Origin of the sequence: Nonomuraea sp. NPDC050540, from assembly GCF_044457485.1 — a bacterium.
Lineage (GTDB): Bacteria > Actinomycetota > Actinomycetes > Streptosporangiales > Streptosporangiaceae > Nonomuraea.
The window spans coordinates 193,015-217,808 of the sequence record NZ_JBITHA010000003.1 but is presented as its reverse complement, the minus strand read 5'-3'; the positions used below and the strand labels follow the sequence as shown (position 1 = coordinate 217,808).

Here is a 24,794-nt window from a genome sequence, read left to right as displayed (position 1 = left end):
TGGAGGTCATTCGATGCTGCGCAGAATTCGTGTTGCCGCGGGAAGTGCGGCGGCGGCACTGGCCATCCTCACCGTTCCCGCCCTCGCCACTCCGCCGGTCTCACCCGGCGATCCCGTGCCGGGGGCGCCCGATCCGAACGCCGTGCGCGTCTGGAGCGTATGGGAGAGCGACGGCACCGCCTGGCTGGCCGCCGCCCCCGCCGACGTGCCCTCCGACGGCGACGTGGCCGGCTGGCGCTTCGCCGCCTCCCCCGACGGCACCGCCGCCGAGCCGCCCGGCGGCGAACTGGCCGACTTCACCGCCGTGTGCGGGCAGCAGGCCGGCGGCGACGGCAAGCGCGTCGCCGTGCTCGTGGACTTCGGCGACGCCGACAACGACGCCTACCCGGGCGAGCGTCCCCCCGCGCCGATCCGCACCTGTGTGCGGGGCGCCACGGAGGCGACCGCCGCGCAACTGCTCGCCCAGGCCGCCAGGACGCGCGTGGACGCGCAGGGGCGGGTCGTGGCGGTCGACGACTACCCCGCGCAGGAGAAGGGCGGCACCGAGGCCTCGGCGCCCGCGGCCGCGTCCTCACCGGGCGGGCCGCCGCTGCCGCTGATCCTCGGCGGGGCCGGCGTCCTGGTCCTGCTGGCGGGCGGCGTCCTCGTCGCCACCCGCCGCCGCGCCAGGCCCGCCGCCCACGGCACCCGCTCCTGACGCCCGCTCCTGACGCCCGCGCGTCCGGCGCTAGGCTCCGGACGGTGAAGATCGTGCTCTCCGGTACGGCGGGGCCGCGCGGCCGCCCGGAACCCGGCTGCCCGTGCGCCTCCTGCCTGACCCTGCCCGGCGGCCGGCGGCGGCCCGCCGAGGTGCTCGTGGACGGACGGCCCCTGTCGCCGGGCTCGCACGTGCTCGGAGGGGTGCGGCTGCTGTACGAGCCGGACGCCGCTCTGGCGTGCGGTGAGCCGGGCGGGCCGTACGACGTGGTGCTGCTCGATCTGCTCGGACGGCCGGAGCGGCTCGGGGAGCTGCGCCGGGCCGGGATGGTCGCCGAGCGCGCGCAGGTCGTGGCCGTGGGGCTTGATCACCGGGTCCGCTCGGAGGAGGAGCTGGGCAGGCGGCTGGAGTTGTGGGGGGCGCGGGCCGTACCGGATGGAACGGTCCTTGACCTGCCCGGCCCCGCGCGGGTCCCGCACCCGCGCAGGACGCTGCTGCTGGGCGGGTCGCGGTCGGGCAAGTCGGCCGAGGCCGAGCTGCGGCTGGCGGCCGAGCCGCACGTGACGTACGTGGCGACCGGGCCGTCGGGGGCCGGTGACGGCGAGTGGGCGGCGCGGGTGCGCGCGCACCGGGAGCGGCGGCCCGCGCACTGGGAGACCGCCGAGACCACGGACCTGGCCGGGACCGTCGCGGCGGCCACCACGCCGCTGCTGGTGGACGGGCTGGGGACGTGGGTGGCGGCGGTGTTCGACGAGCACGGGGCCTGGGAGGGTCCGCGTGAGCCCGTCTGGCGGCGCTGCGACGAGCTGGTCGAGGCGTGGCGGCGGACGCCGGTCGCGATCGTGGCCGTCTCGGACGAGGTGGGCCTGGGCGTGGTGCCGTCGACCGCGAGCGGGCGGGCCTTCCGCGACGTCCTGGGCAAGCTCAACGAACGGCTGGCGGCCGAGTCCGAGTACGTGGCGCTGGTGGTCGCCGGGCGGCTGCTGCCCCTGTGATCACGGGAGGCGGGCCAGCTCGCCGGCGGTCAGCACGAGATCGGCGGCGGCGGCCGAGTCCCCGATGGAGGCGGGCCTGGTGGCGCCGGGGATGGGGATCACGTTCGGCGCGAGCGCGAGGTGCCACGCCAGGCAGACCCGTTGCGGGCTGACCCCGCGCTCGGCTGCGACCTCGTGGAAGGCGCCGGGCCCCGGGACGGCGGCCCCGGCCGCGCTGGAGCCCGGGGCGGCGGTTCCGGCGTCCAGGGCGCTGGGGGAGATGCCGCCAAGCGGGCTCCAGGGCAGGAACGCGATGCCCAGCTCCGCGCACAGCCGCAGCTCCCCGATCCCCTCCGGCGCCGCGGGCGAGAAGCGGTTCTGCACCGAGGCCAGCCGCCCTCCGAGGATGGCGGCGGCCTGCCGGATCTGGCCGGTGTCCACGTTGGAGATCCCGGCCATGCGGATCTTCCCCTCGTCCAGCAGGTCGCGCAGCGCCCCGACGGACTCCGCGAACGGCACCGCCGGGTCGGGCTTGTGCAGCTGGTAGAGGCCGATCGCCTCGGCACCCAGGCGCCGCAACGACGCCTCGCAGGCCCGGCGCAGGTGGCGGGGGTCGCCGTCGACGGTCCACGAGCCGTCTCCCGGACGCCCGCGCCCGCCCTTGGTGGCCACGAGCACGTCGGCGGGCCCGTAGGCGGCCAGGGCCCGCGCGAGGAGCCGCTCGTTGTGCCCGGTCTCGTGCGCGTGCCAGTGGTAGGAGTCGGCGGTGTCGATGAGCGTGACCCCGGCGTCCAGCGCCGCGTGGACGGTGGCCAGCGCCCGCCCCTCCTCCGGCCGGCCCTCGACGGACAACGGCATCGCCCCGAACCCCACCGCTCCGACCTTGACGGCTCCGATCAGACGCATGCGCGTGCCTCCTCCACGACGCCGGGCAGCCAGTCGCCGACGTTCGAGAACGTGAAGCCAAGCGCCGTGGCCCGGCCGTTGTCCATGGTGTAGTCGCGCTCGAAGGAGTACGGCGACTCCCCGCGCGTGTAGAGCGGCCGCCCGATCGCCTCGCACAGCCGCCTGACGTCGAGCGTGCCGTGGGAGCAGGCGTTGACCGGCCCGCCGAAGTCGCCGAGCGCGGCCCAGGCCAGGAAGGCGGCGATCTCACGCTCCTCGATGAAGGAGGCGGGACGCGGATCGGCGCAGATCCCGACGGGAAGCCCCGCGTCGACCCGCCGGACGTAGTGCTCGAGCCGCCCGGTGAAGTCGTCTCCGCCGAGCACGTGGGCGGTCCGCACGGACGCGAACACGTACTCCGCCGGCCGCGCCAGCAACGCCTCGGCCAGCCGCTTCTCCGCGCCATAGGGACGTTCCCCGCTGCGGAGCAGGTCCTTGTGGACGATCTCGGCCGTCAGGTCGAGCGCGTCCTCCCGGTACGGCCCGCCGCCGCCGAGATCGGCGTAGACCTCGACCGTGGAGGTCATCACGTACCGCCGGGTCCTGCCCTCGAAGACCCGGCGGGCGACGGCGGCGTGCCCCGGGGTGTAGCAGACCTGGTCGACGACGACGTCGAAGGTACGGCCGGCCAGCGCCAGCCGCATGGCCTCCTCGTCACCCCGGTCGGCGCGCAGGTGGGTGACCCCCTCGGGCGGCGCGGACGAGCCCCGGTTGACGACGGTGACGCGAGCTCCGTGGTCGCGCAGGTTCTCGACCAGCCGCCGGCCGAAGTAGCGGCTGCCGCCGATGACGCAGATCTCGTTCATGCGGCCAGCATGCCGACCGTATAGTCGACAGTGGTAGTGACGACCTACTCAATCGGTCATTAGGAGAACTGTTGATCGACGTTCACCGGCTGAGCATCCTGCGCGAGGTGGCCAAGCACGGCAGCTTCAACCGCGCCGCCGGCGCCCTGCGCTTCACGCCGTCGGCGGTCTCCCAGCAGATCGCCGCGCTCGAACGCGGGCTCGGCGTCGCCGTGGTCCAGCGCAGCACCCGGGGAGTGACGCTGACCGAACCCGGCCGCATGCTCGTGGAGGCGGCCGACGCCATCGCCGCCGAGCTGAGCGACGCCCAGGAGCGCATCGACCGCCTGTCGGCCGAGCGGGCCCAGCTGACCGTGGCCGCGTTCACCAGCGGCGGCCGGGCGGTGCTGCCCAAGGCGCTGGCCACGTTCGTGGCCGAACATCCCGAGGTGGAGCTCACCATCCTCGAACGCGAGCCCGAGGACTCGCTCCCGCTGGTCCGCGCGGGCCGGGCCGATCTGGCGCTCGGCTACCACTTCGACGGCCTGCCGCCCGCCCGGCCCGGCGACCGCTCGGGACTCGACTGGACGCCGCTGGCACGCGATCCCCTGCGCGTGGTCCTGCCGCGCGGGCACCGTCTGGCCGGGCGGGAGCGGGTGGCCCTGGGCGAGCTGAGCGGGGAGCGCTGGGTGCTCGGCTGCATCAAGACCATGGATCTGCTGCGGCAGTACGCGGCGCTGGCCGGGTTCGAGCTGCGGGTCTCGTGCAGCGCCACCGACTATTTCTTCGCGCAGTCGCTCGTGTCGGCGGGCGTCGGGGTGGCGCTCGTCCCGGAGATCGCCCTGCACGGCGCTTCCGATCTGGTCGCGCTCGCGCTGGAGGCGCCCAGCCCGTCGCGGTTCATCGGGGTGGCCACCTCCCGGCGGCGGGGCGGGGCGGCGCGGCCGTACGTGGACAGGCTGACCGAGCTGCTGCTGTCAGGGGCGGACGGCGCGGGCGTACCAGCGGCCGTCGAGGCGGTCGGCGTGTAGCGGGCGGCCGAAGCAGTCCGAGAGGTTGTCCGGGGTCAGGACCGCGTCGACGGGGCCGGCGGCGAGGACGCGGGCGTCCTTCATGAGCATCGCGTGCGTGGTCGTGGCCGGCACCTCCTCCAGGTGGTGGGTGACCGTGACCGTGGTGAGGACGGGGCGGGTGGCGGCCAGGTCCTCGATCGCGGAGATGAGGTCCTCGCGGGCGGGCAGGTCGAGGCCGGCGGCCGGCTCGTCGAGCAGCAGGACGGCCGGGTCGGCCATGAGCGCCCTGGCGATGCGCACCCGCGCCCGCTCCCCCTGCGAGCAGACGCGGAACTCCCGGTCGGCCAGGTCCTTGCAGCCGAGGTCGGCCAGCAGGCGCAGGGCGCGATCGCGCTCGGCCTCGCCCAGTTTGTCCCACAGCGGAACGCTGGTTCCGGTGTGCCCGGTGAGGACCACGGTGAGCGCGGTGGCGTCCTCGTCCTCCATCAGGCTCTCGTCGACGAGCCGCTGGCTGGCGGCGACGAGGCCGATGTGGCGGCGCAGCTCGCGCAGGTCCACCCGGCCGAGGCGGTGGCCGAGCACGTGGACCGACCCCTCGGTCGGGTGGCGTACGGCCGAGGCCAGCGACAGCAGGGTGGTCTTCCCCGCGCCGTTGGGGCCGAGCACCACCCAGTGCTCGCCGAATTCGACCCGCCAGTCGATCGAGGACAGCAGAGTCTTGCCGACGACACGGACACCGACACCTTCGAGTTCCAGCACGTGCATCCGGCCACGATAACGTCCTCAATCATGCTAAGTGACAAGGTCCGCCAACTGATCACCTACGACGCGCGGCGGCGGATGGCCGTTGCGGACCATCCGAAACTCCGCGCGCTGGTGGAGCGGGCCCCGTCCGGCGAGGCCGCCGATCACGGGTCACTGCGGGCGCTGGGTGTGGCGCTGCTGGCGCTGGGCGAGTACGAGCGGGCGGCCGGGCACCTGCGGCGCGCGGTGGAGCTGGCCGGGTCGCCCCGCCAGGTGATCGCCGCCCGGGTCGACCTCGCCGAGGTGTACCGGCACGAAGGCGACCTGCCGGGCTCGGAGCTGATCTGCCGGATGGCGCTGGAGCTGGCCAGGGCGCAGGCGCCCGAGATGGCCGCCCTGCCGCTGCTGCGCCTGGGCTGGACCCTGGCCGGGCAGGGGCGCCCCGAGGCGGCCAGGCAGGCGCTTGGCGAGGCGCTGGAGCTCCGCCGGAAGTTCGGCCGCGCGCCGGAGCCGGGCCGGGAACCCGGCCATGCGCCGGAAGCGGGCCCGGGGTCCTGCGAGATGCCGGAGGCGGAGCTGTTCGCGGAGGTGGACGCGGAGGTGGACGTGGAGGGGCTCGCGGCGCCGCTGCCGCCTTCCGTCTCCGCGCTCCTGGGCGCGGAGCCCGAGTGGGACCTCGACCACGACGGCGCCAGCGGGTCGCTGGCGCGGGCGGGCTCGTACTTCGTCCGCCGGGGGCCGGAGGCGGTGGCCGAGCACGCGCGGCTCGTGTGGCTGCGGGAGCGGGCGGGGGTGGCGGAGGTGGCGGCGTTCGAGGGCGACGTGCTGGTCACCGGCGACACCGGGGTGGAGACGCTGGCCGCCGCCGAGGGAACGGACGATCCGGGCGTCGGCGCGGCCATGGGCAGGGCCTTGCGGGCGCTGCATGCCGTACCCGTGACGGACTGTCCTTTCGACGGGCGGCTGGACGTGCTGCTCGCCCAGGCGTGGCGCAACGTCGTCGAGGGGCGGGTGGACGCGGGCGACTTCGACGACGACAACCTCGGCCGCACGCCCACGCAGGTCTACGAGCGGCTGCTCGCCGAGCGGCCGGAGGGGGAGGATCTGGTCGTGGCCCACGGCGACTTCACCCCGTCCAACGTGATGGCGAACGGCGTGCTCATCGACCTGGCGCGGCTGGGCGTGGCCGACCGCCACCGGGACCTGGCCATCGCGCTGCGGGACCTGAGCGGCGATTTCGGTCCGGCGGCCGTGGCCGCCTTCCTGTCCGCCTATGGGCCGCAGGCGCCCGACGAGGCCAAGCTGGCCTACTACCGGCTGATCGACGAGTTGTTCTGACCGTGGACGGGCTGAGGTTCGCGATCGGCACGCTGTCGGTCTTCCCGGTGCGGGTCTCCCGGGTGGACCGGGAGGTGGCCGGGCGGGCGATGGCGCTGGCGCCCCTGGCCGGGCTGGCCCTGGGCGTGGTGGCGGCGGTGCCGTTGCTGCTGCCGCTGGTGTCGCCGGGGCCGCCGCTCCTGGCCGCCGCGCTGTCGCTGGGGCTGCTCGCCGTTCTCACCCGGGGCCTGCACCTGGACGGCCTGGCCGACCTCGCCGACGGGCTGGGCAGCGGCAAGCCCGCGCCCCAGGCCCTCGACATCATGAAAAAGTCGGACATCGGGCCCTTTGGGGTGGTGACGCTGGTCCTCACCCTGCTCATCCAGGCCGCCGCCCTGTCCGGCCTGCCCGCGTGGCTGGGGGCGGCGTCCCTGGTCACGGCCTGCTCCACAGGACGGCTGGCGCTCACGTGGGCCTGCCGGGCGGGCGTCCCCGCCGCCCGCCCCGACGGCCTGGGCGCCATGGTCGCCGCCACGGTACGGCCCGCCGCCCGCTGGACCGCCACCCTCGCCACCCTGGCCCTGGCCCTCGTCCTGTCGCTGCCCCTCATGACCGGCATCTCGCAAAGCCCCCTGCCGGTCGCGGTGGTGCTGCCCTCGGCCGTGGTGGCGGGGCTGGCGGCGGCCATGGCCCTGCTCGGGCACGCGAGGCGGCGGCTGGGCGGGATCACCGGGGACGTTCTCGGCGCCCTGGTGGAAACGGCCACCACCGCCGCCCTGATCACCTGCGCCCTGCTCGCCTGAGGGCGGCCACGGCCCACCTCGAACCGACGCACTCGCCCTTGCCCAGACCGGGCCGGGGTCAGGCGGCGGCCGGTTCGGCGGGCCGTACCGGAGAGAGCTTGAGGAGGGCCACGCCCAGCAGGGCGAGGACCACCCAGCCCACGAGACCGGTGACGCCGATGACGGCCGGGTTGGGCGGGGCGGCGGCGTCGCCCAGCAGGAGGGACGTGCCCGCGATGCCGTTGAGCGCGCCGTGCGCCACCACGGCGGGCCACACGCTGCCGGTGCGCAGGCGCAGCCAGCCCATCGCGACCCCGAGCAGGACGCAGGTGACGACGAAGTACGGCCCCGCCCACGGACCCAGAGCCGGGTAGTTGTAGCCGAGCAGGGTGAGAGGGAAGTGCCACACGCCCCAGATCACCCCGGACAGCAGCAATCCGCCCAGCACCCCGCGCGCGGCCACCAGGCGCGGCAGCAGCCATCCCCGCCAGCCCAGTTCCTCGCCGAGGACGGGCAGCGCGTTGAGCAGCGGCGTGGCCACCACGGCGAACACGATCTGCGCGATCAGCACGCCGCTCGCGTCGGCGGGCACCGCGACGCCCGCCGCCTCCATGCCCTGCCTGAACAGGCTGAGCCCGCCCAGGTCCAGCGAGACCAGCCCCAGCGCCGCGCTCAGGGCGAGGCAGAGCGCGACCACCAGCGGCGTGCCGATCCAGGCGGCGGCCAGGAGCAGGAGCGTGCGGCGGCGATCGGGACCGAACGTGAGGCCGTTCTCGCGCGCCCAGTCACGGAACGGCGTGCGGGTCCTGGCCCACACCGCCAGCACGCCCAGAGCCGGCGTGAACATGAGCGCCGTGGCGCAGATCATGAACGCGGGAGAGGCCAGCCCGTCGCCGAGCCACAGCGGCAGGCAGAACGCCCACGCCAGCCCGAACGTGACCACCAGGAAGAGCGCCATCACGCCACCTTCTCCTCGATCAGGGCGTTGATCAGCGAGGCGCCGCGCCGGGCGTCGTCGACGCTGATGAGCAGCTGGCCGCCGGAGTGGTAGCGCAGGACGAGGCAGTCGCCGCCGCGCAGCATGATCGCGGCCATGCCGGGCACCCCGCGGATGCCCCAGCCGCCGACCTGGCTCGGGTAGCGGACCTCGGACCACGCCTTCTCGATCTTCGACAGCCGGATCCGCCGCACCGGCCAGCCGAACGGGCCGAAGCCGAGCGCCAGCCCGTCGTCGGTGACCCGCACGATGGCGGCGCTGGTGAACAGGCCGGACACGAACACCACCGCGCCGGCGAACAGCAGCGAACTCCACACCGGGGTCGGGGTGGCGCCGATGAAGGCCACGCCGGAGGCCGCGATGAACACCGCTCCGCCCGCCACGGTCAGGGCCAGCAGCCAGGGGTTGCCGACCCGGCTCACCCACACCGAGCGCTGGCCGGCGCGCAGGCGCAGCTTGGGCGGCGCCTCACCGGCGGGGGGCGGCTGGTCGTGCTCGCCCCTGCCGAGGAGGCCCGCGGCCAGCCCGCCGCTCACGGCCGCCACGGTGACGGCCAGCACGACCCAGCCCGGCAGCTCGGCCTCGGTCCAGACGGGACGGCCGAGGTTGGCGTAGACGGTGGTCAGCGTGATGCCCACGGCGAACAGGCCGACTCCGACCAGGAAGCCCCACCAGTAGCCGCGGCTGAGGCGGCGGCGCAGCATCCGGCCGTGTACGGCCATGCCCAGCATCACCGCCCACGTCACCACCCACGGCACGACGGCCATCAGCATGAACTGGGTGAACGACGAGGACCGGTCGGCCCTGTCGGACCAGTGGGTGGCGAGCGGATCGGGCAGGCGATCCTGGAAGGAGAGGGGCACCGTGACGAGCACAGCGGTGATGATCAGTCCCCACACTGCGCCGAAGATCCGGGTTGTCATGGCAGTTCCTCCAAAATCGCGATGAGGTCGTCACGGCGGTAGCCGTACCGTCGGGCCTCTTCCAGCAGTTCGCGGGCGCGCTGCACGAGCAGCGCCCGGCCGTCCGCCTGGCCGGCCACGCTGACCCCGCGCCCTCTCCTGAACTCCAGCAACCCCTCGTCGCGCAGGTCGCGCAGGGCGCGCAGCACGGTGTTGGCGTTGATGCCGAGCACGTCGGCCAGGTCGCGGGCGGACGGCAGCCGGTCGCCGGGGGCGTAGGAGCCGTCGCCGATGGCGCGCCTGATCGCGCCGGCCACCTGCTCGTGCAGGGGGCGGGCGTCGTTGAGGTCGAGAGTGAGCAACATGGTGCTAATGACACTAGCACCATTCATTCGATGATGCCCACCTGCGATTCATGGGATGAACCCCTGTTTGTGGGTACACTGAAAGCGCGGATAGCATCGGTTTACGTGACCACTGTGCGGCTGAACTCAGCAGATCCCGTCTCGTTCGACACCGACGCACTGATCGTCGGTTTCCACCCCGGCGCTGAGGGCCCGCGCCCCGTCGCCGAAGGGCTCGACGCCGCGTTCGGCGGGAAGCTGGCCGCCTCGCTCACCGCGGTGGGCTTCACCGGCAAGGCCGGCGAACTGGCCAAGATCCCGGCGTTCGGCGCCATCACCGCGCCGCTCCTGGTCGCCATCGGGCTGGGCGAGGACCCCGACGCCGAAGCGCTGCGGCGGGCGGCCGGCGCCGCCGTACGGTCGCTGGCCGGAACCACGCGCGCCGCGCTCGCGCTCGGCGGCGAGCCCGAGGCCGTCGCGCTCGGCGGGCTCCTGGGCGCCTACTCCTTCGCCCGCTACCGCACCGACGGCGAGCAGAAGAACCCGGTCGCCGAGCTGACCGTGCTGGCCGCCGAGACCGCGGGCGCCGCCGAGCGCGCCGGCGTCCTGGCCGAGTCCGTCACGCTGGTGCGCGACCTGGTCAACACCCCGCCCTCCGACCTGTTCCCCGCGCGCTTCGCCGAGATCGCCGAGGAGGAGGGCGGCAAGGCCGGGCTGAACGTCGAGGTGCTCGACGAGGTCCAGCTCAAGAACGGCGGCTTCGGCGGCCTCGTCGCCGTCGGCCAGGGCTCGGTCAACCCGCCCCGCCTGGTACGCCTGTCCTACAGCCACGCCGACGCCGCCAAGACGCTGGCCTTCGTCGGCAAGGGCATCACGTTCGACACCGGCGGGCTCAACCTCAAGCCGTCCGCCTCCATGGACTGGATGAAATCCGACATGGGCGGCGCGGGCGCGGTCCTCGGCGCCCTGCTCGGCATCGCCAAGCTGGGCCTCAAGGTCAACGCGGTCGGCTACCTCTGCCTCGCCGAGAACATGCCGAGCGGCACCGCCCAGCGCCCCTCCGACATCATCCACAGCTACAGCGGCAAGACCGTCGAGGTGCTCGACACCGACGCCGAGGGCCGCCTGGTCCTCATGGACGGCATCGCCCGCGCCGCCGAGGACGAGCCCGACCTCATCGTGGACGTGGCCACGCTGACCGGCGCCCAGATCGTCGCGCTCGGCTGGCGCACCGCCGGCGTCATGGCCAACGACGACGACCTGCGCGAACTGGTCGTCGACGTGGCCGGCTCCGTCGGCGAGGGCGCCTGGGGCATGCCGCTGCCGGAGGAACTGCGCAAGGGCCTCGACTCCCCCATCGCCGACATCGCCAACCTCCAGCCGGAGCGCTGGGGCAGCATGCTGGCCGCGGGAATCTTCCTGAAGGAGTTCGTGCCCGACGGTGTCAAGTGGGCGCACATCGACATGGCCGGACCCGCCTTCAACAAGGGCGAGCCGCACGGTTACACCCCCAAGGGCGGGACCGGCGCCATCACCCGGACCCTCATCGGACTCGCAGAGCGGCACGCGAGCGCCTGAAACAAATGAAAAGATGACGGCATCACGATCCCGACAAGGAGCCTTCCTGTGGCCTACGACATCGTCGTCCTAGGTGGCGGCAGCGGCGGTTACGCCTGCGCGCTCCGGGCGGCCGAGTTGGGCAAGTCGGTCGCCCTGATCGAACGAGACAAGATCGGCGGCACCTGCCTGCACCGGGGTTGCATCCCCACCAAGGCCCTCCTGCACTCCGCGGAGGTCGCCGACGAGACCCGCGAGAGCGAGTCCTTCGGCGTCAAGGCGCGCTTCGAGGGCATCGACGTGCCCGGCGTCCACGCCTTCAAAGACAAGATCGTCACGCGTGCCTGGAAGGGCGTGCAGGGCCTGCTGAAGTCGGCCGGTGTGACGGTCGTCGAGGGCGAAGGGCGCCTGGCCGGCGCCAACAGCGTCCAGGTCGGCTCCGAGGTCTACGAGGGCCGCGCCGTCGTACTCGCCACGGGGTCGGCGCCCAAGTCGCTGCCCGGTCTGCGGATCGACGGCGAGCGCGTCATCACGAGCGAGCACACACTGACGATGGAGCGCGTGCCGAGCTCGATCGTCGTGCTGGGCGGCGGCGTCATCGGCGTCGAGCTGGCCAGCGTCTACCGCTCGTTCGGCGCCGAGGTGACCATCGTCGAGGCGCTGCCGCACCTGCTGCCGGCCGAGGAGGAGTCCAGCTCCAAGCTGCTGGAGCGAGCCTTCCGCCGCCGCGGCATCAAGTACGAGCTCGGCGTCTTCTTCGACGGCGTCAAGACCACCGACACCGGCGTGGTGGTGACGCTCGCCAACGGCAAGACCCTCGACGCCGAGCAACTGCTCGTGGCCGTCGGCCGCGGCGCCGTCTCGGCCGGCATGGGCTTCGAGGAGCAGGGCGTCCAGATCGAACGCGGCGCCGTCGTGGTCGACCAGCACTGCCAGACCTCCGTCCCCGGCGTCTACGCCATCGGCGACCTGATCGACACCCCGCAGCTGGCCCACGCGGGCTTCGCCGAGGGCATCCTGGTGGCCGAGCACATCGCCGGGCTCAACCCGCCGCCCATCGACTACGCGGGCGTGCCGCGGATCACCTACTCCGACCCCGAGGTCGCCTCCGTCGGCATCACCTCCAAGCAGGCCGCCGACCGGGGCATCGAGACCGTCGAGCAGGTCTACGACCTCGCGGGCAACCCCAAGAGCCAGATCCTCGGCACCTCCGGGGCGGTCAAGGTGATCGCCCAGAAGGACGGGCCGGTCGTGGGCGTCCACATGGTCGGGCGCCGCATCGGCGAACTCGTCACCGAAGCTCAGCTCATCTACAACTGGGAGGCGCTGCCAGCAGAGGTCGCCCAGCTCATCCACGCGCATCCCACCCAGTCAGAAGCCATGGGCGAGGCGATGCTGGCACTGGCCGGCAAGCCCCTGCACGTCCACAACTAAGAACTCGAGGAAGACATACCCATGCCGGTCTCCGTACAGATGCCCCAGCTCGGCGAGAGCGTCACCGAGGGCACGGTAACCCGTTGGCTGAAGAAGGAGGGCGAGCGCGTCGAGGCTGACGAGCCGCTCCTCGAAGTGTCGACCGACAAGGTCGACACCGAGATCCCGTCGCCGTCCGCGGGCGTCATCACCAAGATCGTCGTGGCTGAGGACGAGACCGTCGAGGTCGGGGCCGAGCTGGCGATCATCGACGAGAACGGCCAGGCGGGCGCCCCGGCGGCCCCGGCCGAGGAGGCCCCCGCGCCGCAGCCGGAGCCGGCCCCCGCCTCTTCGATCCCGCAGCCCGAGCCCGCCCCGGCCCCCGCCCAGGCGCCCGCCGCCCAGGCTCCGGCCGCCCCGGCCCCCGCCCCGGCCCCCGCCCCGGCCGCTCCGGCCCCTGCTCCGGCGCAGCCCGCCGCTCCGGCGCCCGCGCAGGCCCAGGCTCCGCTGCCGTCGTCGGGTGAGAGCCCGTACGTGACGCCGCTGGTGCGCAAGCTGGCCAACGAGCACGGCGTCGACCTGGAGGCGATCTCGGGCACCGGTGTGGGTGGCCGCATCCGCAAGCAGGACGTGCTGGAGGCCGCCAAGTCCCAGCGCGAGGCCGCCGCCCCCGCTCCCGCCGCACCGGCGCAGCCCGCGGCTCCCGCCGCTGCCGCCCCGGCCGCTGCCGCCGCTCCGGCCGCGCAGGCTCCGGCTCCGGTCAGCGCCTCGCCCGAGCCGGTCGAGGTGGACACGACGCTGCGGGGCCGTACCGAGAAGATGACGCGGTTGCGTCAGACGATCGCCAAGCGCATGGTGGAGTCGCTGCAGACGGCGGCGCAGCTCACCTCGGTCGTCGAGGTGGACGTCACGAAGATCGCCCGCCTGCGGGCCAAGGCGAAGGACGACTTCCTGCGCCGCGAGGGCGTGAAGCTGACCTTCACCCCGTTCTTCGCGATGGCCACGGTCGAGGCGCTCAAGCAGCACCCGAAGCTCAACGCCACGATCAACAACGAGACCAACGAGGTGACCTACTTCGACGTCGAGAACCTCGGCGTCGCGGTGGACACCGAGCGCGGCCTGCTGGCCGCCGTCGTCAAGAACGCCGGCGACCTCAACCTGGCCGGGCTGGCCCGCAAGGTCACCGACCTCGCCGAGCGCACCCGCAACAACCAGGTGACGCCCGACGAGATCACCGGCGGCACCTTCACGCTCACGAACACCGGCAGCCGCGGCGCCCTGTTCGACACGCCGATCCTCAACCAGCCGCAGGTCGGCATGCTGGGCACCGGCGCGGTCGTCAAGCGTCCCGTGGTGGTGGACACGCCTGAGGGCGAGGTCATCGCGGTGCGTTCGATGGTGTACCTGGCGCTCACCTACGACCACCGCCTGGTCGACGGCGCGGACGCGGCCCGCTTCCTGACGACGATCAAGCGTCGCCTCGAAGAAGGCCGCTTCGAGGCCCAGCTGGGCCTGGCCTAGTTTTTCGCCCCCAGGGCCGTCCGACGGATCGTCGGACGGCCCTGTGCGTTTTCTCAGTGCGGTCCTTTCCGGCGGCCTATCGGTTACGGCAGGCCAAGCGGGCCACCGACCGCCGCCGTGGGCGGGCGGCCTCTTCCGAGCGGCCGGCAGCCGGACGGGGTTCCCGCCGCCACAAGGCACGATGGGCCGGGCACCATGGCCCGGCTCAGGACCGCACAAGGGCGCCGAGCCCCGCCCGTCCGCCCCGCGCGCCATGGCCTGTGTGCCGTGTGATTGGAGGGCAGGGCGTGGTTGTTGTTTGGGGTGCGTGTCTCGGTTTCCCCGGGGTTGCCTGACCGGCTTGCTGGGTGGGTGGAGCGTAGGGTGGGGGCATGGTGATCACCGTGACCGGGGGTTCTGGGCTGCTTGGGCCGGCGTTGATGGCGGCGCTTCGGGAGCGTGGGCACGAGGTGCGGCAGCTGGTGCGGCGGCCGGTGCGGGCCGATCATGAGTCCTTCTGGGATCCGGGTGCGGGGGTTGTTGATCCGGGTGTGCTTGAAGGGGTTGCCGCGGTTGTGCACCTGGCCGGGGCTTCGATCGCCGGGAAGCGGTGGAGCGGGCCGTACAAGAGGCTGCTGGTGGAGAGCCGGGTTCGTAGCACGGCCACGCTCGTCGATGCGATCGGGAGGCTCTCGGCGCCGCCCGAGGTGCTGGTGTCCGCCTCCGGGGTGGACTTCTACGGGGATACCGGGGATCGGGTCATCGATGAGGGTGCGCCGCTCGGGCGTGGGTTCCTTGCCCGGCTGTGTGAGGCCTGGGAAGGGACGGCCCGGGACGCGCCGGTGCGGAACGTGCAGCTTCGGACGGGGCTGGTGCTGAGCGGGAAGGGCGGGGCGCTCGGGCCGATGTTGCCGATCTTCCGGATGGGGCTCGGGGCGCCGCTGGGCTCGGGGCGGCAGTACTGGTCGTGGATTGCCGTGGAGGATTGGGTAGGTTCCGTGCTCCATGTCCTGGAAAATCGCGAAATCTCGGGACCAGTGAATCTTGTGGGGCCTTCTCCCCTGACCAACGCGGAGTTCACGAAAACTCTCGGGCGGGCGCTTCGGCGGCCGACCATGCCGATCGGGGTGCCGGGGTTCGCGCTGGAGCTGGGGCTGGGCGAATTCGCCAAGGAAGCGCTGCTCCCGAGCCATCGCATCGTGCCGAAGAAGCTGGTGGACAGCGGCTACGGCTTCATCCATACGCGTCTCGATCAGGCACTGGCCGCCGTAATCTAGTCTGTCCGACACGATGTGGGGGAGCACAGTCATGACCAGAACCGGCCAGTCACACATCCTTGCCATCGGTGGTGGATCGTTCCGCCCGACGCGGCGCCACGGCTTTCTCCAAGCCAGCCCGCTGCTGCGCTACGGACTCGACCTCACCGGGCAGGACCGTCCCAAGCTGGGTCTCCTCGCCACGGCGATGGGCGATGACGCCGACTGGTTGCTGAAGATGTACGGCGCCTTCTCCCAGTGGGACGTCGAGGTGAGCCACCTGACGGTGTTTCCCATGCCCAATCTGGAGGATCCGCGGGCCTGGATGCTCGACCAGGACATGATCTACGTCAGCGGCGGCAGCGTGGCCAACCTGATGGCGTTGTGGCGGCTGCACGGCTACGACGAGATGCTGGAGGAGGCCTGGCAGTCCGGCGTGGTGCTGTCCGGGCAGAGCGCGGGCGCGCTGTGCTGGCACGTGGGCGGCAACACCGACTCGTTCGGCCCCGACCTGCACGTATGGGCGGAGGGCATGGGCCTGCTCCCCTACTCGTGCGGCGTGCACTACAACTCCGAGCCGCAGCGCCGCGAGATGCTGCAGGCCTCGGTGGCGGGCGGCGAGCTGCCCGGCGGGTACGCCGCCGACGAGGGCGTCGGCCTGCATTACGTGGGCACCGAGTTCATCCAGGCGGTCACCGTCGACCCCAGGGGCTACGCCTACCGCCTGGAGCACGACGGCGACGCCGGCGTGAAGGAGTTCAGGATCGAGCCCCGGCTGCTGACGTCCTGAATTACCCTTCATAGGTGAGGGAACGGCACAATGGACACATGCGCCACGCCTTGGCCATTGTGCGGCTCGGTGTCGATGTCCCCTACGAGCAGGCCTGGAACCTCCAGCGCTGGGTGCACGAGAAGCATCTCGCCGGAGAGCTGGGCGACACCGCCCTGATCCTGGAGCACGCGCCCGTCTACACCGCGGGCAAGCGCACCGCCCCGCACCAGCGCCCCGCCGACGGCACCCCGGTCATCGACGTCGACCGGGGTGGCCGGATCACCTGGCATGGGCCCGGCCAGCTGGTCGGGTACCCGATCGTGGCGGTCTCCGACGTCAGCGACTACGTGCGCCGCCTCGAAGAGGCCATGGTGCTGGTCTGCGCCGACTTCGGGGTCAGCGCGCGGCGCGTGCCGCGCAGGGGCGGGGTGTGGGCGGTCGGGGACGCCGCCCTGGGCCTGCCGGACCGCATGCTGGGCGCGGTCGGCATCCGGGTGACGCGCGGGGTGGCGATGCACGGCTTCGCCCTCAACTGCGCCAACGACCCGCGCTGGTTCAACCGCATCGACCCGTGCGGCATCCCGGGCGCCGGCGTCTCCACCCTCTCCGCCGAGACCGGCCGCCGCATCGTGGTCGAGGAGGTCATGCCGATCATGGAGAAGCGGCTGGCGGACGTGCTCGGCCTCGAGTCCTACGACGTCCACGAAGAAGACCTCCTCCGCCACCGCTGACCCACCCCGCCCGGCCCGGACGGGATGTGCCCGACCGGCCAGGACGGGAGTGTGCCTGGCCCGGCCCGACGAGTCGACACGCCCGGATGGCCGAGCCAGGTGGGCCAGACCCGAACGGATGGGCCGCGAGTTCGGCCACCGAAGGGTGCAGGCCTGGCGGGAGGGACAGTGGGCCGGGCAATGGGGTCGAGGCCGACAAGCGGGCGACCGTGTCGGAGGTTGGCGCGCGGAAGAGCGGTGGAGCCGGGCAGACGTGAGGCCGGCACCCGTGCAGCCGCACAGATGTGAGACGGCACAGGTGTGAGGCCGATGGCGAGTGAGGCGGGGTTGGCGGAAGGCGGGGGCCGGGGCCGGGGCTGGGGCGGTGGGTGGGATGGATGGGGTGGGGTGGGACGAAGAGGCCGGGGTTGAGGAAATGTCGGGCCGGTAATCGAATCGGCATCCAATTGCGGTTGATTCCGGATGAGGCGTTTCTACGATCGGGCCTGTGAAGCGTCTTCTGGCTCTCGTGCTGTCGCTGATCGTCCACGCGCTGACCCTGGCCTTCATCCTGGCCGGTGGCGCGCTCATCGCGGTCAATCCCGGCGAGGTTCCCGCCTGGGTCGCCGGGGCTCTTCTGCTGGCGGTCGGGGTCATGCTGCGGCCGCGTCTCGGGCGGCTGGCCGCCGATGCCGAGGTGCTGGCGCGCTCGTCCGCCCCCGAGCTGTACGGCGCCGCCGCCCGCGTGGCCGGCGCGCTGGCCGTCAAGCCGCCGGCCACCGTGGCCATCATGGATCTGGGCGTCGACGCCACCTACACGCGGATCGGCCTGCGGCGTACCCCGGTGGTCGTCGTCGGGCTGCCGCTGTGGCTGGCGCTGACACCGAGGCAGCGGGTGACGCTCCTGGCCAGGGCCTACGCCGAGGGCAAGATCGGCGAGGGGCTCATCGTGGGTGAGGCGCTGTCCACGCTGGCGGAGTGGCGGATGGGGCTGGTCGGCGCGGCGCCGCTGAAGCAGCGCGAGGAGGCCAGGGTGGTCATGGACCGCGCCTCCCTGGGCGTGATGCACGCGCCCGGCGCCTCCTACGAGGCGGCGGGACTGCTCGGCCGGATCTTCGGGCGGGTGCTGGGCGGCCCGGTGCTGCTGGCCGAGTACGCGCTGACCCGCCTGGTACGCGCGGGCGACGGCCGTACCCGGGAGGAAAGGCGGGTGCTGACGGCCAGGGTGACGTCGGCGGAGGAGCTGGACGAGCTGGAAGGCCTCATGGCCAGCGGCCGCTATCTCGCGCCGATCCAGGCGGCGGCGCTGCGCGGGGAGAGCGTCTCGGCGATCAGGCAGGACGCGCTGACCAGGGCCAGGCTCTCCGACGACGGCGTGCTGACCTCGGCGCCGGGCTCGGAGCTGCTGGGGGCGCGGGAGTCCGGGCTGATCGACGAGGAGTTGCTGAAGCACTACACGCGGGCCATCCGCGGGTTCGGGCTGATCTCGTGATACTGGTCGGGTCATGGGATGTTCTCGAGGGGACGTAAGCTGGGTCCGTGACCGTTGCCCCTGAAGGCCGAAAGCTCCTCCGCTTGGAGGTGCGCAACGCCGAGACCCCCATCGAGCGCAAGCCCCCGTGGATCAAGACCAAGCTGAAGACGGGCCCCGAGTACACCGAGCTCAAATCGCTCGTGCGCCGGGAGGGCCTGCACACGGTCTGTGAAGAGGCGGGCTGTCCCAATATCTACGAGTGCTGGGAAGATCGCGAGGCGACCTTCCTCATTGGCGGCGACCAGTGCACCCGCCGGTGCGACTTCTGCCAGATCGACACGGGCAAGCCCAAGGAGTACGACAAGGACGAGCCGCGCAGGGTCGCCGAGTCGGTTCAGCAGATGGGCCTGCGCTACGCCACCGTGACCGGCGTCGCCCGTGACGACCTGCCCGACGGCGGCGCCTGGCTCTACGCCGAGACCGCCAGGCAGATCCACACGCTGCTGCCCGGCTGCGGCGTCGAGCTGCTGGTGCCCGACTTCAACGGCGACCGCGAGCAGCTGGAGGAGGTCTTCTCCAGCAAGCCGGAGGTGTTCGCGCACAACGTCGAGACCGTGCCGCGCATCTTCAAGCGGATCAGGCCGGCCTTCCGGTACGAGCGTTCGCTCGGCGTCATCACGATGGCCCGCGAGGCGGGGCTGGTGACCAAGTCCAACCTGATCCTGGGCATGGGCGAGGAGCGCGAGGAGATCGTGCAGGCGATGCGCGACCTCCACGAGGCGGGCACCGATCTGCTCACGATCACGCAGTACCTGCGGCCCACGCCGCGCCACCACCCGGTGGAGCGCTGGGTGAAGCCGGAGGAGTTCGTGGAGCTGCAGGCCGAGGCCGAGGCGATCGGCTTCGCCGGTGTGCTGTCCGGTCCGCTGGTCCGCTCGTCGTACCGGGCGGGCAAGCTCTACAAGCAGGCGATCGAGGCGCGGCAGAGCGCCTGATCCGGCTGACGGGAAACCGCATCCCTCACCGAGGGGTGCGGTTTTTTCAGGCCCTCTATGTAACGCAAAGGTCACAAACCTAGCTCTCGGTCGGTTTTCTGGTTAACACTGACGGGGTGGATTTCGACGAACTGATCAACAAGCTGGATCTCAGCACCAAGATCCGCCTGCTCACCGGGGCCGACATGTGGTCGCTGCCCGCGATCCCGGAGATCGGGCTCGACCGGCTCGTGATGAGCGACGGCCCGATCGGCGTACGCGGCGAGCAGTGGAGCGCCGTGGACCCGTCGATCGCCCTGCCCAGCCCCACCGCGCTGGCCGCCACGTGGGACGTCGGCCTGGTCAGGCAGGTCGGCCGGCTGCTCGCCCAGGAAGCCCGGCGCAAGGGCGTCCACGTGCTGCTGGCCCCCACCATCAACCTGCACCGCACGCCGCTCGGCGGACGGCACTTCGAGTGCTTCTCCGAGGACCCGTTCCTCACCGGGGAGGTCGGCGCGGCCTACGTCGAAGGCGTCCAGGACGGCGGGGTCGGCACCACGCCCAAGCACTTCGTGGCCAACGACTTCGAGACCGACCGCTTCACCGTCGACGTCAAGGTGACCGACAAAGTGCTGCGGGAGACGTACCTGGCGCCGTTCGAGCGGGTCGTGCGGGCGGGCGCGTGGGGTCTCATGAGCGCCTACAACTCGGTCAACGGCACGACCATGACCGAGCACTCCGACCTGGTCAACGGGGTGCTGAAGGACGAGTGGGGCTTCGACGGGTACGTGGTGTCCGACTGGACGGCGGTGCGCTCCACCGAGGCCGCCGCGCTCGGCGGCACCGACGTGGCCATGCCGGGACCGAACGGGCCGTGGGGCGAGAAGCTGTTGGCCGCGGTCCGCGAGGGGCGGGTGCCGGAGTCGGCCGTGGACGACCGCGTCCGCCGCATCCTGCGGCTGGCCCAGCGCACCGGCGCGCTTCACGGGGGCGCGGGCCGTACCGGCGGATCGGCGGTTTCGATCGACGGGGTGGCGCTCGCGCGTGAGGTGGCCGCGCGCTCGTTCACGCTGCTCAGGAACGAGGGCGGCGTGCTGCCGTTCGCGGGCGTGCGGACGCTCGCGCTCATCGGGTCGGCGGCCGACGAGGCGCGGATCATGGGCGGCGGCAGCGCCCAGGTCTTCCCCGACCGGATCGTCTCGCCGCTGCAGGGGCTGCGCGAGCGGGACGGCGTCGAGGTGCGGTACGCGCTCGGGACCGACCCGCGGCTGCGCTTCTCGCCGCTCAACGCCCCCGCCACCGCGCTCTTCCTGGACGGCGAAGGCCAGGTGCTGACCGAGGCGGCGGTGCCGATCGCCGAGGCGCGCTGGGTGGGCCAGCCGCCCGCGGGCGTGGAGCTCGACCGGCTGGCCGCGGTGGAACTGCGCACCAGTTACACGGCGGACGTCGCCGGGGAGCACCAGTTCTCGGTCGCGGGCGTCGGCCGCTACACCTTCACGATCGACGGCGCGACCGTGTTCGACGACGCCATCGTCTTCGAGGGCGACGACCCGGCCGCCGGGCTGCTGCACGCGCCGGAGCGGCGCTTCACGCACGCGCTCGAGGCCGGGCAGAGCGTCGAGCTGTCGCTGCGCCAGCACGAGGTGGCCAGCTTCAACGGGATGACGCTGATCCTGTTCACGATCGGGCACGCCAACCCGTCGGCCGGCGAGGACGAGCTGCTGGCCGAGGCGGCGCGGCTGGCCGCGGGGAGCGACGTGGCGGTGGTGGTGGCCTCGACCACGCTGGAGGTGGAGAGCGAGGGGTTCGACCGCGAGGACCTCAAGCTGCCCGGCCGCCAGGACGAGCTGATCGCCGCCGTGGCCGCGGCCAACCCGCGCACGGTGGTCGTGGTCAACGCCGGCTCCCCGGTCGAGATGCCGTGGGTCTCGGACGTGGCGGCGGTCCTGCTGACCTGGTTCCCCGGCCAGGAGGCCGGACCGGCGCTGGCCGACGTGCTGTTCGGCGACGCGGAGCCGGGCGGGCGGCTGCCCACGACCTGGCCGGTGTCGCTGGAGGACAGCCCGGTGGTCAACGTCACACCTCTGGACGGGGCGGTGCCGTACGACGAGGGGTCCTTCATCGGTTATCGGGGCTGGGAGAAGGCGGGGCGGACTCCGGCCTTCTGGTTCGGGCACGGCCTCGGGTACACGTCGTGGGCCTACAACGCCGTGGACGCCAACACCGAATCGGTCACGGTTTCCGTCACCAACACCGGTGAGCGGCGCGGGCGGGAGGTCGTGCAGGTGTACGTGGCTCCGGCCGGTCCCGGTGAGCGGCCGGCGCGCTGGCTGGCCGGGTTCGCTGTGGTAGAGGCGGAGCCCGGTGAGACCGTCGTGAGCACGGTGTTCCTGCCCGAGCGCACGTTCCAGGTGTGGGGCGGGGACGGCTGGACCACCGTGCCCGGCGCGTACACGGTCGAGGTGGGCGCCAGTGTCGCCGACCGGCGGCTGACGGCGGACATCAGCGTCTGAGACCGGTGAACAGGGGCGTGCCCGGTCCGGGCGCGCCCCTTTCCCGTGGTCACGTTTTCATCTCGGGGGGCTGGGCTTTGTATCCTTCAAAGCATGGCAACCGCAGAAGAGAAGCCGGGGCGTATCAAGCAGCTCCGCATGATCGCGCAGATCATCAAGCAGGCCAACCCCAAGGGGCTGCCGATCGTCTTTCTCTCGGCGGTCGCCACCCTGGCCGTGGCCGTGGTCATCGGCCTCGTCATCGACCAGCTGATCTATTCGATCATCCTCGGCATCATGCTGGCCTTCACCGTCGGCCTGGTGGTCTTCGGCCAGCTCGCCCAGCGCGCGCAGTACTCCATCCTGCACGGGCAGACCGGCGCCGCCGCGGCGGTCCTGCAGGGCATGCGCGGCAACTGGCAGGTCAGCCCGGCCATCTCGGTCAACCGCGACCAGGACCTGATCCACATGGTCGTCGGCTTCCCCGGCGTCGTGCTGGTCTCGGAAGGTCCGGGCAACCGGGTGGCCAAGATGCTCACCGCCGAGAAGAAGCGCATCTCCCGCGTGGCGCTCGGCATCGAGATCTACGACCTCCAGTGCGGTGACGGCGAGGGCCAGATCCCGCTGGCCAAGCTGCAGCGGCACATCATGAAGCTGCCGCGCAACCTGAAGAAGCCCGCGGTCAACGAGGTCAAGGACCGGCTGCGTTCGCTGCCCAAGAACATGCCGCTGCCCAAGGGCCCGATGCCCAAGGGCGCGCGGGTCCCGCGCGGCCCCAAGATGCGCTAGTGCTGTCGCCGTCGTCGCGGGCCAACCGCTGGTGGTGGGACGGCAACGCCGACGAGTACCAGGTCGAGCACGGCCACTTCCTCGGTGACGCGCGGTTCGTGTGGTGCCCGGAGGGTCTCGACGAGGCCGAGGCCCGGTTGCTGGGCGAGGTGCGCGGGCGCGAGATCCTGGAGATCGGGTGCGGGGCCGCGCAGTGCGCGCGGTGGCTGGCCGGGCAGGGCGCCCGGGTGGCCGCCTTCGACATCTCTCACCGGCAGCTGCGCCATTCCCAGCGCATCGACCTGGAGACCGGGGTGACGGTTCCGGCCGTCCAGGCGGACGCCGAGGCGCTGCCGTTCCTCGACGCCCGGTTCGACCTGGTCTGCTCGGCTTTTGGGGCGCTGCCGTTCGTGGCCGATCCGGCGGCCGTCTTCCGTGAGGTGCGCCGGGTGCTGCGGCCGGGCGGGCGGTTCGTCTTCTCGGTGAGCCATCCGATCCGGTGGGCGTTTCCCGATGATCCCGGGCCGCGGGGGCTGACCTCCGACCGGTCCTACTTCGACCGCGCGCCGTACACCGAGACCGGCGAAGGCGGCGAGGTCACCTACGTCGAGCACCATCGCACGCTGGGTGACTGGATCGGGCTCGCGGCCGCGGCGGGACTGCGGATCGACGGGCTGGTCGAGCCCGAGTGGCCGCCGGGGCACGAGCGGGTGTGGGGTGGCTGGAGCCCGTTGCGCGGGCGCAACCTGCCCGGCACCGCGATCTTCAGCTGTAGCGCCTAGCCATGGCGCGGAAGACCGCCTTCGGCTCCCAGCGGGTGTCGTCGAGCATCCTGACCACGCCGTAGGAGCCGAGGTCGCCGGCGTTCTGGCGGGTGTAGCCGGCGAAGGTGAACCACAGCGCGGTGTCGACGCCCTCCCGCTCGAAGACGTCCATCAGGTCCTCGAGGTAGCGGACCTGCTCCTGCTCATCGGGTACGGCGTCCGCCGGCGGCTGCCAGGCCATGCCGCCGAGCAGACCGGCGCCCGTGTAGGCGCAGGTGCCGAACTCGGTCACCACGACGGGCTTGCCGTGGCGGGCGTGGGCGCGGATCTCCTCGGGAAAACTCTCCAGGTTGTACGCCGCGCGGTAGGCGTCGACGCCCACCAGGTCGAACGGCGTCCAGTCGATGGGCTCCCACGGCGCGCTGGCATAGGTGACCGGGCCGTCGAAGTGCTCGCGCACCGTCTGGGCGGCCTCGGCCAGGAAGGTGTTGAGCCGCTCGATGATCGGGCCGAGGTTCTCCCACCAGGCGGTCTCCGCGTCGGCCATCAGCTCCAGGCGCTCGGAGTAGGTGTCACCGGGCATGAAGCCCTGGCCGAAGGCGCTGGTCTCGCAGCCGGTCACCATGACCGTCCGGCCGTCGAGCGCCTGGGCGCGGCGGGCGCACTCGGCGTAGAGGTCGAGCATCTCGGCCGTGGACCGGTCGACGGGGAACGGCGCGAAGTAGACCTCCAGCCCGGCAGCGACGGCCTCCTCCGCCGCGACGCTCAGCCGCCCGGGGTCCCTGCCCGACACACGTACGGTCGAGCAGTGCAGGTCACCGGCGATGACCCGCATGTCGGCGCGGGCCGTCTCCCGGTCGAACACCGCTCGCGTGCCGGGCTCCGGCAGGAAGCCGGTGTCGTAGTTGATGCCCTTCTTCATGTCCCATGTCCCCTTTCCAGCAGGTCGAAGGCCCGATCCACGTCGGGACGCAGCGACTCCCCCGCCTCGCGCAGGCCCATGCCTCCGGCCAGGCGATCGAAGAAGGCCTCCTGCAGCAGCAGGATCGTCGCGGTGATCTGGGCCGCCATCAGGTCGGCGGTGAGGTCGTCGGCGGGCAGGTGCCAGGTGTCGCGCCCGCTCAGGACCATGGCCAGGGCGGCGCGCTGGCCGTACTGGATCTCCTGCATGGCGGCGGTCAGCGTGGGGCTCGCGATGATCACTTTCATCCTGGTCATGAGCTCCGGTATGTCCACCTCCGCCTCCAGGTGCTCGGCGAAGAGCAGGTAGTGCTCGCGCAGGGCGCGCAGGGGGGTCTGGCCACGTCTGCGGCAGCCGACGACGCCGGCGATGTCCTCTTCGACGCCGTCGAGTACCAGGGCCTCCTTGTTCGGGAAGTAGTTGAACAACGTCACCTTGGCCACGCCGGCCGCCTCCGCGATCTCGTTGACCGTGACGGCCTCGAAGCCTCGTTCGGCGAACAGGCGCAGGGCGGTGTCGCCGATGTGCTTGCGCCGCTGCGCCTTCTTCTCCTTGCTCACGCCGACCATGAGAGGAACGATAATGCGTACCGGGTTCAAAAGTAAACCCGGTATGGTTCTGTGCTTCGGCCATTGACAACGTTGTCTTTTGGG

Annotated in this window: 24 protein-coding genes; 16 read left to right on the top strand and 8 right to left on the bottom strand. The window is 72.4% G+C overall.

Translation table 11 applies throughout. The features are described 5' to 3' along the window. The first annotated feature begins 13 nt into the window (after positions 1-13). Together ACIBI5_RS11330 and ACIBI5_RS11325 are read left to right on the top strand one after the other, a co-directional pair. A complete protein-coding gene (locus tag ACIBI5_RS11330; protein ID WP_397245670.1) occupies positions 14-697 on the top strand; it encodes an SCO2322 family protein in 684 nt (227 codons plus the stop codon). Positions 698-741: 44 nt separating this feature from the next. Continuing rightward, positions 742-1,692: a bifunctional adenosylcobinamide kinase/adenosylcobinamide-phosphate guanylyltransferase gene (locus ACIBI5_RS11325; protein ID WP_397245668.1), complete on the top strand. Its 951-nt coding sequence runs from the start codon at positions 742-744 to the stop codon at positions 1,690-1,692. Here ACIBI5_RS11325 and ACIBI5_RS11320 read toward each other — a convergent pair whose 3' ends face one another. Further along, positions 1,693-2,577 (bottom strand): aldo/keto reductase, encoded by an 885-nt coding sequence (locus tag ACIBI5_RS11320; RefSeq protein WP_397245666.1) that lies wholly within the window; start codon positions 2,575-2,577, stop codon positions 1,693-1,695. After that, positions 2,568-3,422, bottom strand: coding sequence for an NAD-dependent epimerase/dehydratase family protein (locus ACIBI5_RS11315; protein WP_397245664.1), 855 nt, complete (start codon positions 3,420-3,422; stop codon positions 2,568-2,570). The genes ACIBI5_RS11320 and ACIBI5_RS11315 overlap by 10 nt, the downstream gene beginning before the upstream one ends. A gap of 71 nt (positions 3,423-3,493) precedes the next feature. Here ACIBI5_RS11315 and ACIBI5_RS11310 point away from each other — a divergent pair, with 71 nt between their 5' ends. Beyond that, positions 3,494-4,432: a LysR family transcriptional regulator gene (locus tag ACIBI5_RS11310; protein WP_397245662.1), complete on the top strand. Its 939-nt coding sequence runs from the start codon at positions 3,494-3,496 to the stop codon at positions 4,430-4,432. Here the strand turns inward: ACIBI5_RS11310 and ACIBI5_RS11305 are convergent. Beyond that, on the bottom strand, positions 4,379-5,179 hold the full coding sequence (locus tag ACIBI5_RS11305) for an ABC transporter ATP-binding protein (RefSeq protein ID WP_397245660.1): 801 nt from the start codon (positions 5,177-5,179) through the stop codon (positions 4,379-4,381). The genes ACIBI5_RS11310 and ACIBI5_RS11305 overlap by 54 nt on opposite strands. Positions 5,180-5,203: 24 nt before the next feature. On the opposite strand from ACIBI5_RS11305, the gene ACIBI5_RS11300 reads away from it, so the two are divergent. Further along, on the top strand, positions 5,204-6,496 hold the full coding sequence (locus ACIBI5_RS11300; RefSeq protein WP_397245658.1) for a phosphotransferase: 1,293 nt from the start codon (positions 5,204-5,206) through the stop codon (positions 6,494-6,496). Positions 6,497-6,498: 2 nt separating this feature from the next. Further along, positions 6,499-7,278: an adenosylcobinamide-GDP ribazoletransferase gene (locus tag ACIBI5_RS11295; RefSeq protein WP_397245656.1), complete on the top strand. Its 780-nt coding sequence runs from the start codon at positions 6,499-6,501 to the stop codon at positions 7,276-7,278. A gap of 58 nt (positions 7,279-7,336) precedes the next feature. Here ACIBI5_RS11295 and ACIBI5_RS11290 read toward each other — a convergent pair whose 3' ends face one another. From ACIBI5_RS11290 to ACIBI5_RS11280, 3 genes are read right to left on the bottom strand one after another with little or no spacing between them, the layout of a single operon-like run. After that, the gene (locus ACIBI5_RS11290; protein WP_397245654.1) at positions 7,337-8,215 is read right to left on the bottom strand and encodes a CPBP family intramembrane glutamic endopeptidase; all 879 of its coding nucleotides are present in this window, start codon (positions 8,213-8,215) and stop codon (positions 7,337-7,339) included. Next, complete coding sequence (locus tag ACIBI5_RS11285; RefSeq protein ID WP_397245653.1) at positions 8,215-9,177, bottom strand: hypothetical protein; 963 nt, start codon at positions 9,175-9,177, stop codon at positions 8,215-8,217. Before ACIBI5_RS11285 ends, ACIBI5_RS11290 begins: the two co-directional genes overlap by 1 nt. Beyond that, entirely contained in the window at positions 9,174-9,521 is a 348-nt protein-coding gene (locus ACIBI5_RS11280) for a GntR family transcriptional regulator (RefSeq protein ID WP_397245651.1), read from the bottom strand. The genes ACIBI5_RS11285 and ACIBI5_RS11280 overlap by 4 nt, the downstream gene beginning before the upstream one ends. 105 nt (positions 9,522-9,626) lie before the next feature. Here ACIBI5_RS11280 and ACIBI5_RS11275 point away from each other — a divergent pair, with 105 nt between their 5' ends. The 11 genes from ACIBI5_RS11275 to ACIBI5_RS11225 all read left to right on the top strand — a co-directional run bounded on the left by ACIBI5_RS11275 (position 9,627) and on the right by ACIBI5_RS11225 (position 23,198). Next, positions 9,627-11,078, top strand: coding sequence for a leucyl aminopeptidase (locus ACIBI5_RS11275; RefSeq protein WP_397245649.1), 1,452 nt, complete (start codon positions 9,627-9,629; stop codon positions 11,076-11,078). A 48-nt stretch (positions 11,079-11,126) separates the two neighbouring features. Further along, positions 11,127-12,491 (top strand): dihydrolipoyl dehydrogenase, encoded by a 1,365-nt coding sequence (gene lpdA / locus ACIBI5_RS11270; protein ID WP_397245646.1) that lies wholly within the window; start codon positions 11,127-11,129, stop codon positions 12,489-12,491. Between the two features lie 21 nt (positions 12,492-12,512). Next, on the top strand, positions 12,513-13,991 hold the full coding sequence (gene sucB, locus ACIBI5_RS11265; RefSeq protein ID WP_397245644.1) for a 2-oxoglutarate dehydrogenase, E2 component, dihydrolipoamide succinyltransferase: 1,479 nt from the start codon (positions 12,513-12,515) through the stop codon (positions 13,989-13,991). Positions 13,992-14,362: 371 nt separating this feature from the next. After that, on the top strand, positions 14,363-15,247 hold the full coding sequence (locus ACIBI5_RS11260; protein WP_397245642.1) for a TIGR01777 family oxidoreductase: 885 nt from the start codon (positions 14,363-14,365) through the stop codon (positions 15,245-15,247). Between the two features lie 31 nt (positions 15,248-15,278). Beyond that, a complete protein-coding gene (locus tag ACIBI5_RS11255) occupies positions 15,279-16,016 on the top strand; it encodes a Type 1 glutamine amidotransferase-like domain-containing protein (RefSeq protein ID WP_397245640.1) in 738 nt (245 codons plus the stop codon). Between the two features lie 38 nt (positions 16,017-16,054). Continuing rightward, positions 16,055-16,729 carry a lipoyl(octanoyl) transferase LipB gene (gene lipB / locus ACIBI5_RS11250; protein ID WP_397245638.1) on the top strand — a complete coding sequence of 225 codons (675 nt, stop codon included), beginning with the start codon at positions 16,055-16,057 and terminating at the stop codon, positions 16,727-16,729. Between the two features lie 487 nt (positions 16,730-17,216). Next, positions 17,217-18,200, top strand: coding sequence for a hypothetical protein (locus tag ACIBI5_RS11245; protein ID WP_397245636.1), 984 nt, complete (start codon positions 17,217-17,219; stop codon positions 18,198-18,200). A 47-nt stretch (positions 18,201-18,247) separates the two neighbouring features. After that, the gene (lipA, locus tag ACIBI5_RS11240) at positions 18,248-19,177 is read left to right on the top strand and encodes a lipoyl synthase (RefSeq protein ID WP_379611560.1); all 930 of its coding nucleotides are present in this window, start codon (positions 18,248-18,250) and stop codon (positions 19,175-19,177) included. A gap of 116 nt (positions 19,178-19,293) precedes the next feature. After that, positions 19,294-21,669 (top strand): beta-glucosidase, encoded by a 2,376-nt coding sequence (locus ACIBI5_RS11235; RefSeq protein WP_397245634.1) that lies wholly within the window; start codon positions 19,294-19,296, stop codon positions 21,667-21,669. Positions 21,670-21,762: 93 nt separating this feature from the next. Beyond that, the gene (locus ACIBI5_RS11230) at positions 21,763-22,437 is read left to right on the top strand and encodes a DUF4191 domain-containing protein (protein ID WP_397245632.1); all 675 of its coding nucleotides are present in this window, start codon (positions 21,763-21,765) and stop codon (positions 22,435-22,437) included. Next, positions 22,437-23,198 carry a class I SAM-dependent methyltransferase gene (locus ACIBI5_RS11225; RefSeq protein ID WP_397245630.1) on the top strand — a complete coding sequence of 254 codons (762 nt, stop codon included), beginning with the start codon at positions 22,437-22,439 and terminating at the stop codon, positions 23,196-23,198. The genes ACIBI5_RS11230 and ACIBI5_RS11225 overlap by 1 nt, the downstream gene beginning before the upstream one ends. Here the strand turns inward: ACIBI5_RS11225 and ACIBI5_RS11220 are convergent. Further along, complete coding sequence (locus ACIBI5_RS11220; RefSeq protein ID WP_397245627.1) at positions 23,182-24,102, bottom strand: hypothetical protein; 921 nt, start codon at positions 24,100-24,102, stop codon at positions 23,182-23,184. The genes ACIBI5_RS11225 and ACIBI5_RS11220 overlap by 17 nt on opposite strands. After that, positions 24,099-24,710, bottom strand: coding sequence for a TetR family transcriptional regulator (locus tag ACIBI5_RS11215; protein ID WP_397245624.1), 612 nt, complete (start codon positions 24,708-24,710; stop codon positions 24,099-24,101). Before ACIBI5_RS11215 ends, ACIBI5_RS11220 begins: the two co-directional genes overlap by 4 nt. Between the last annotated feature and the right edge of the window lie 84 nt (positions 24,711-24,794).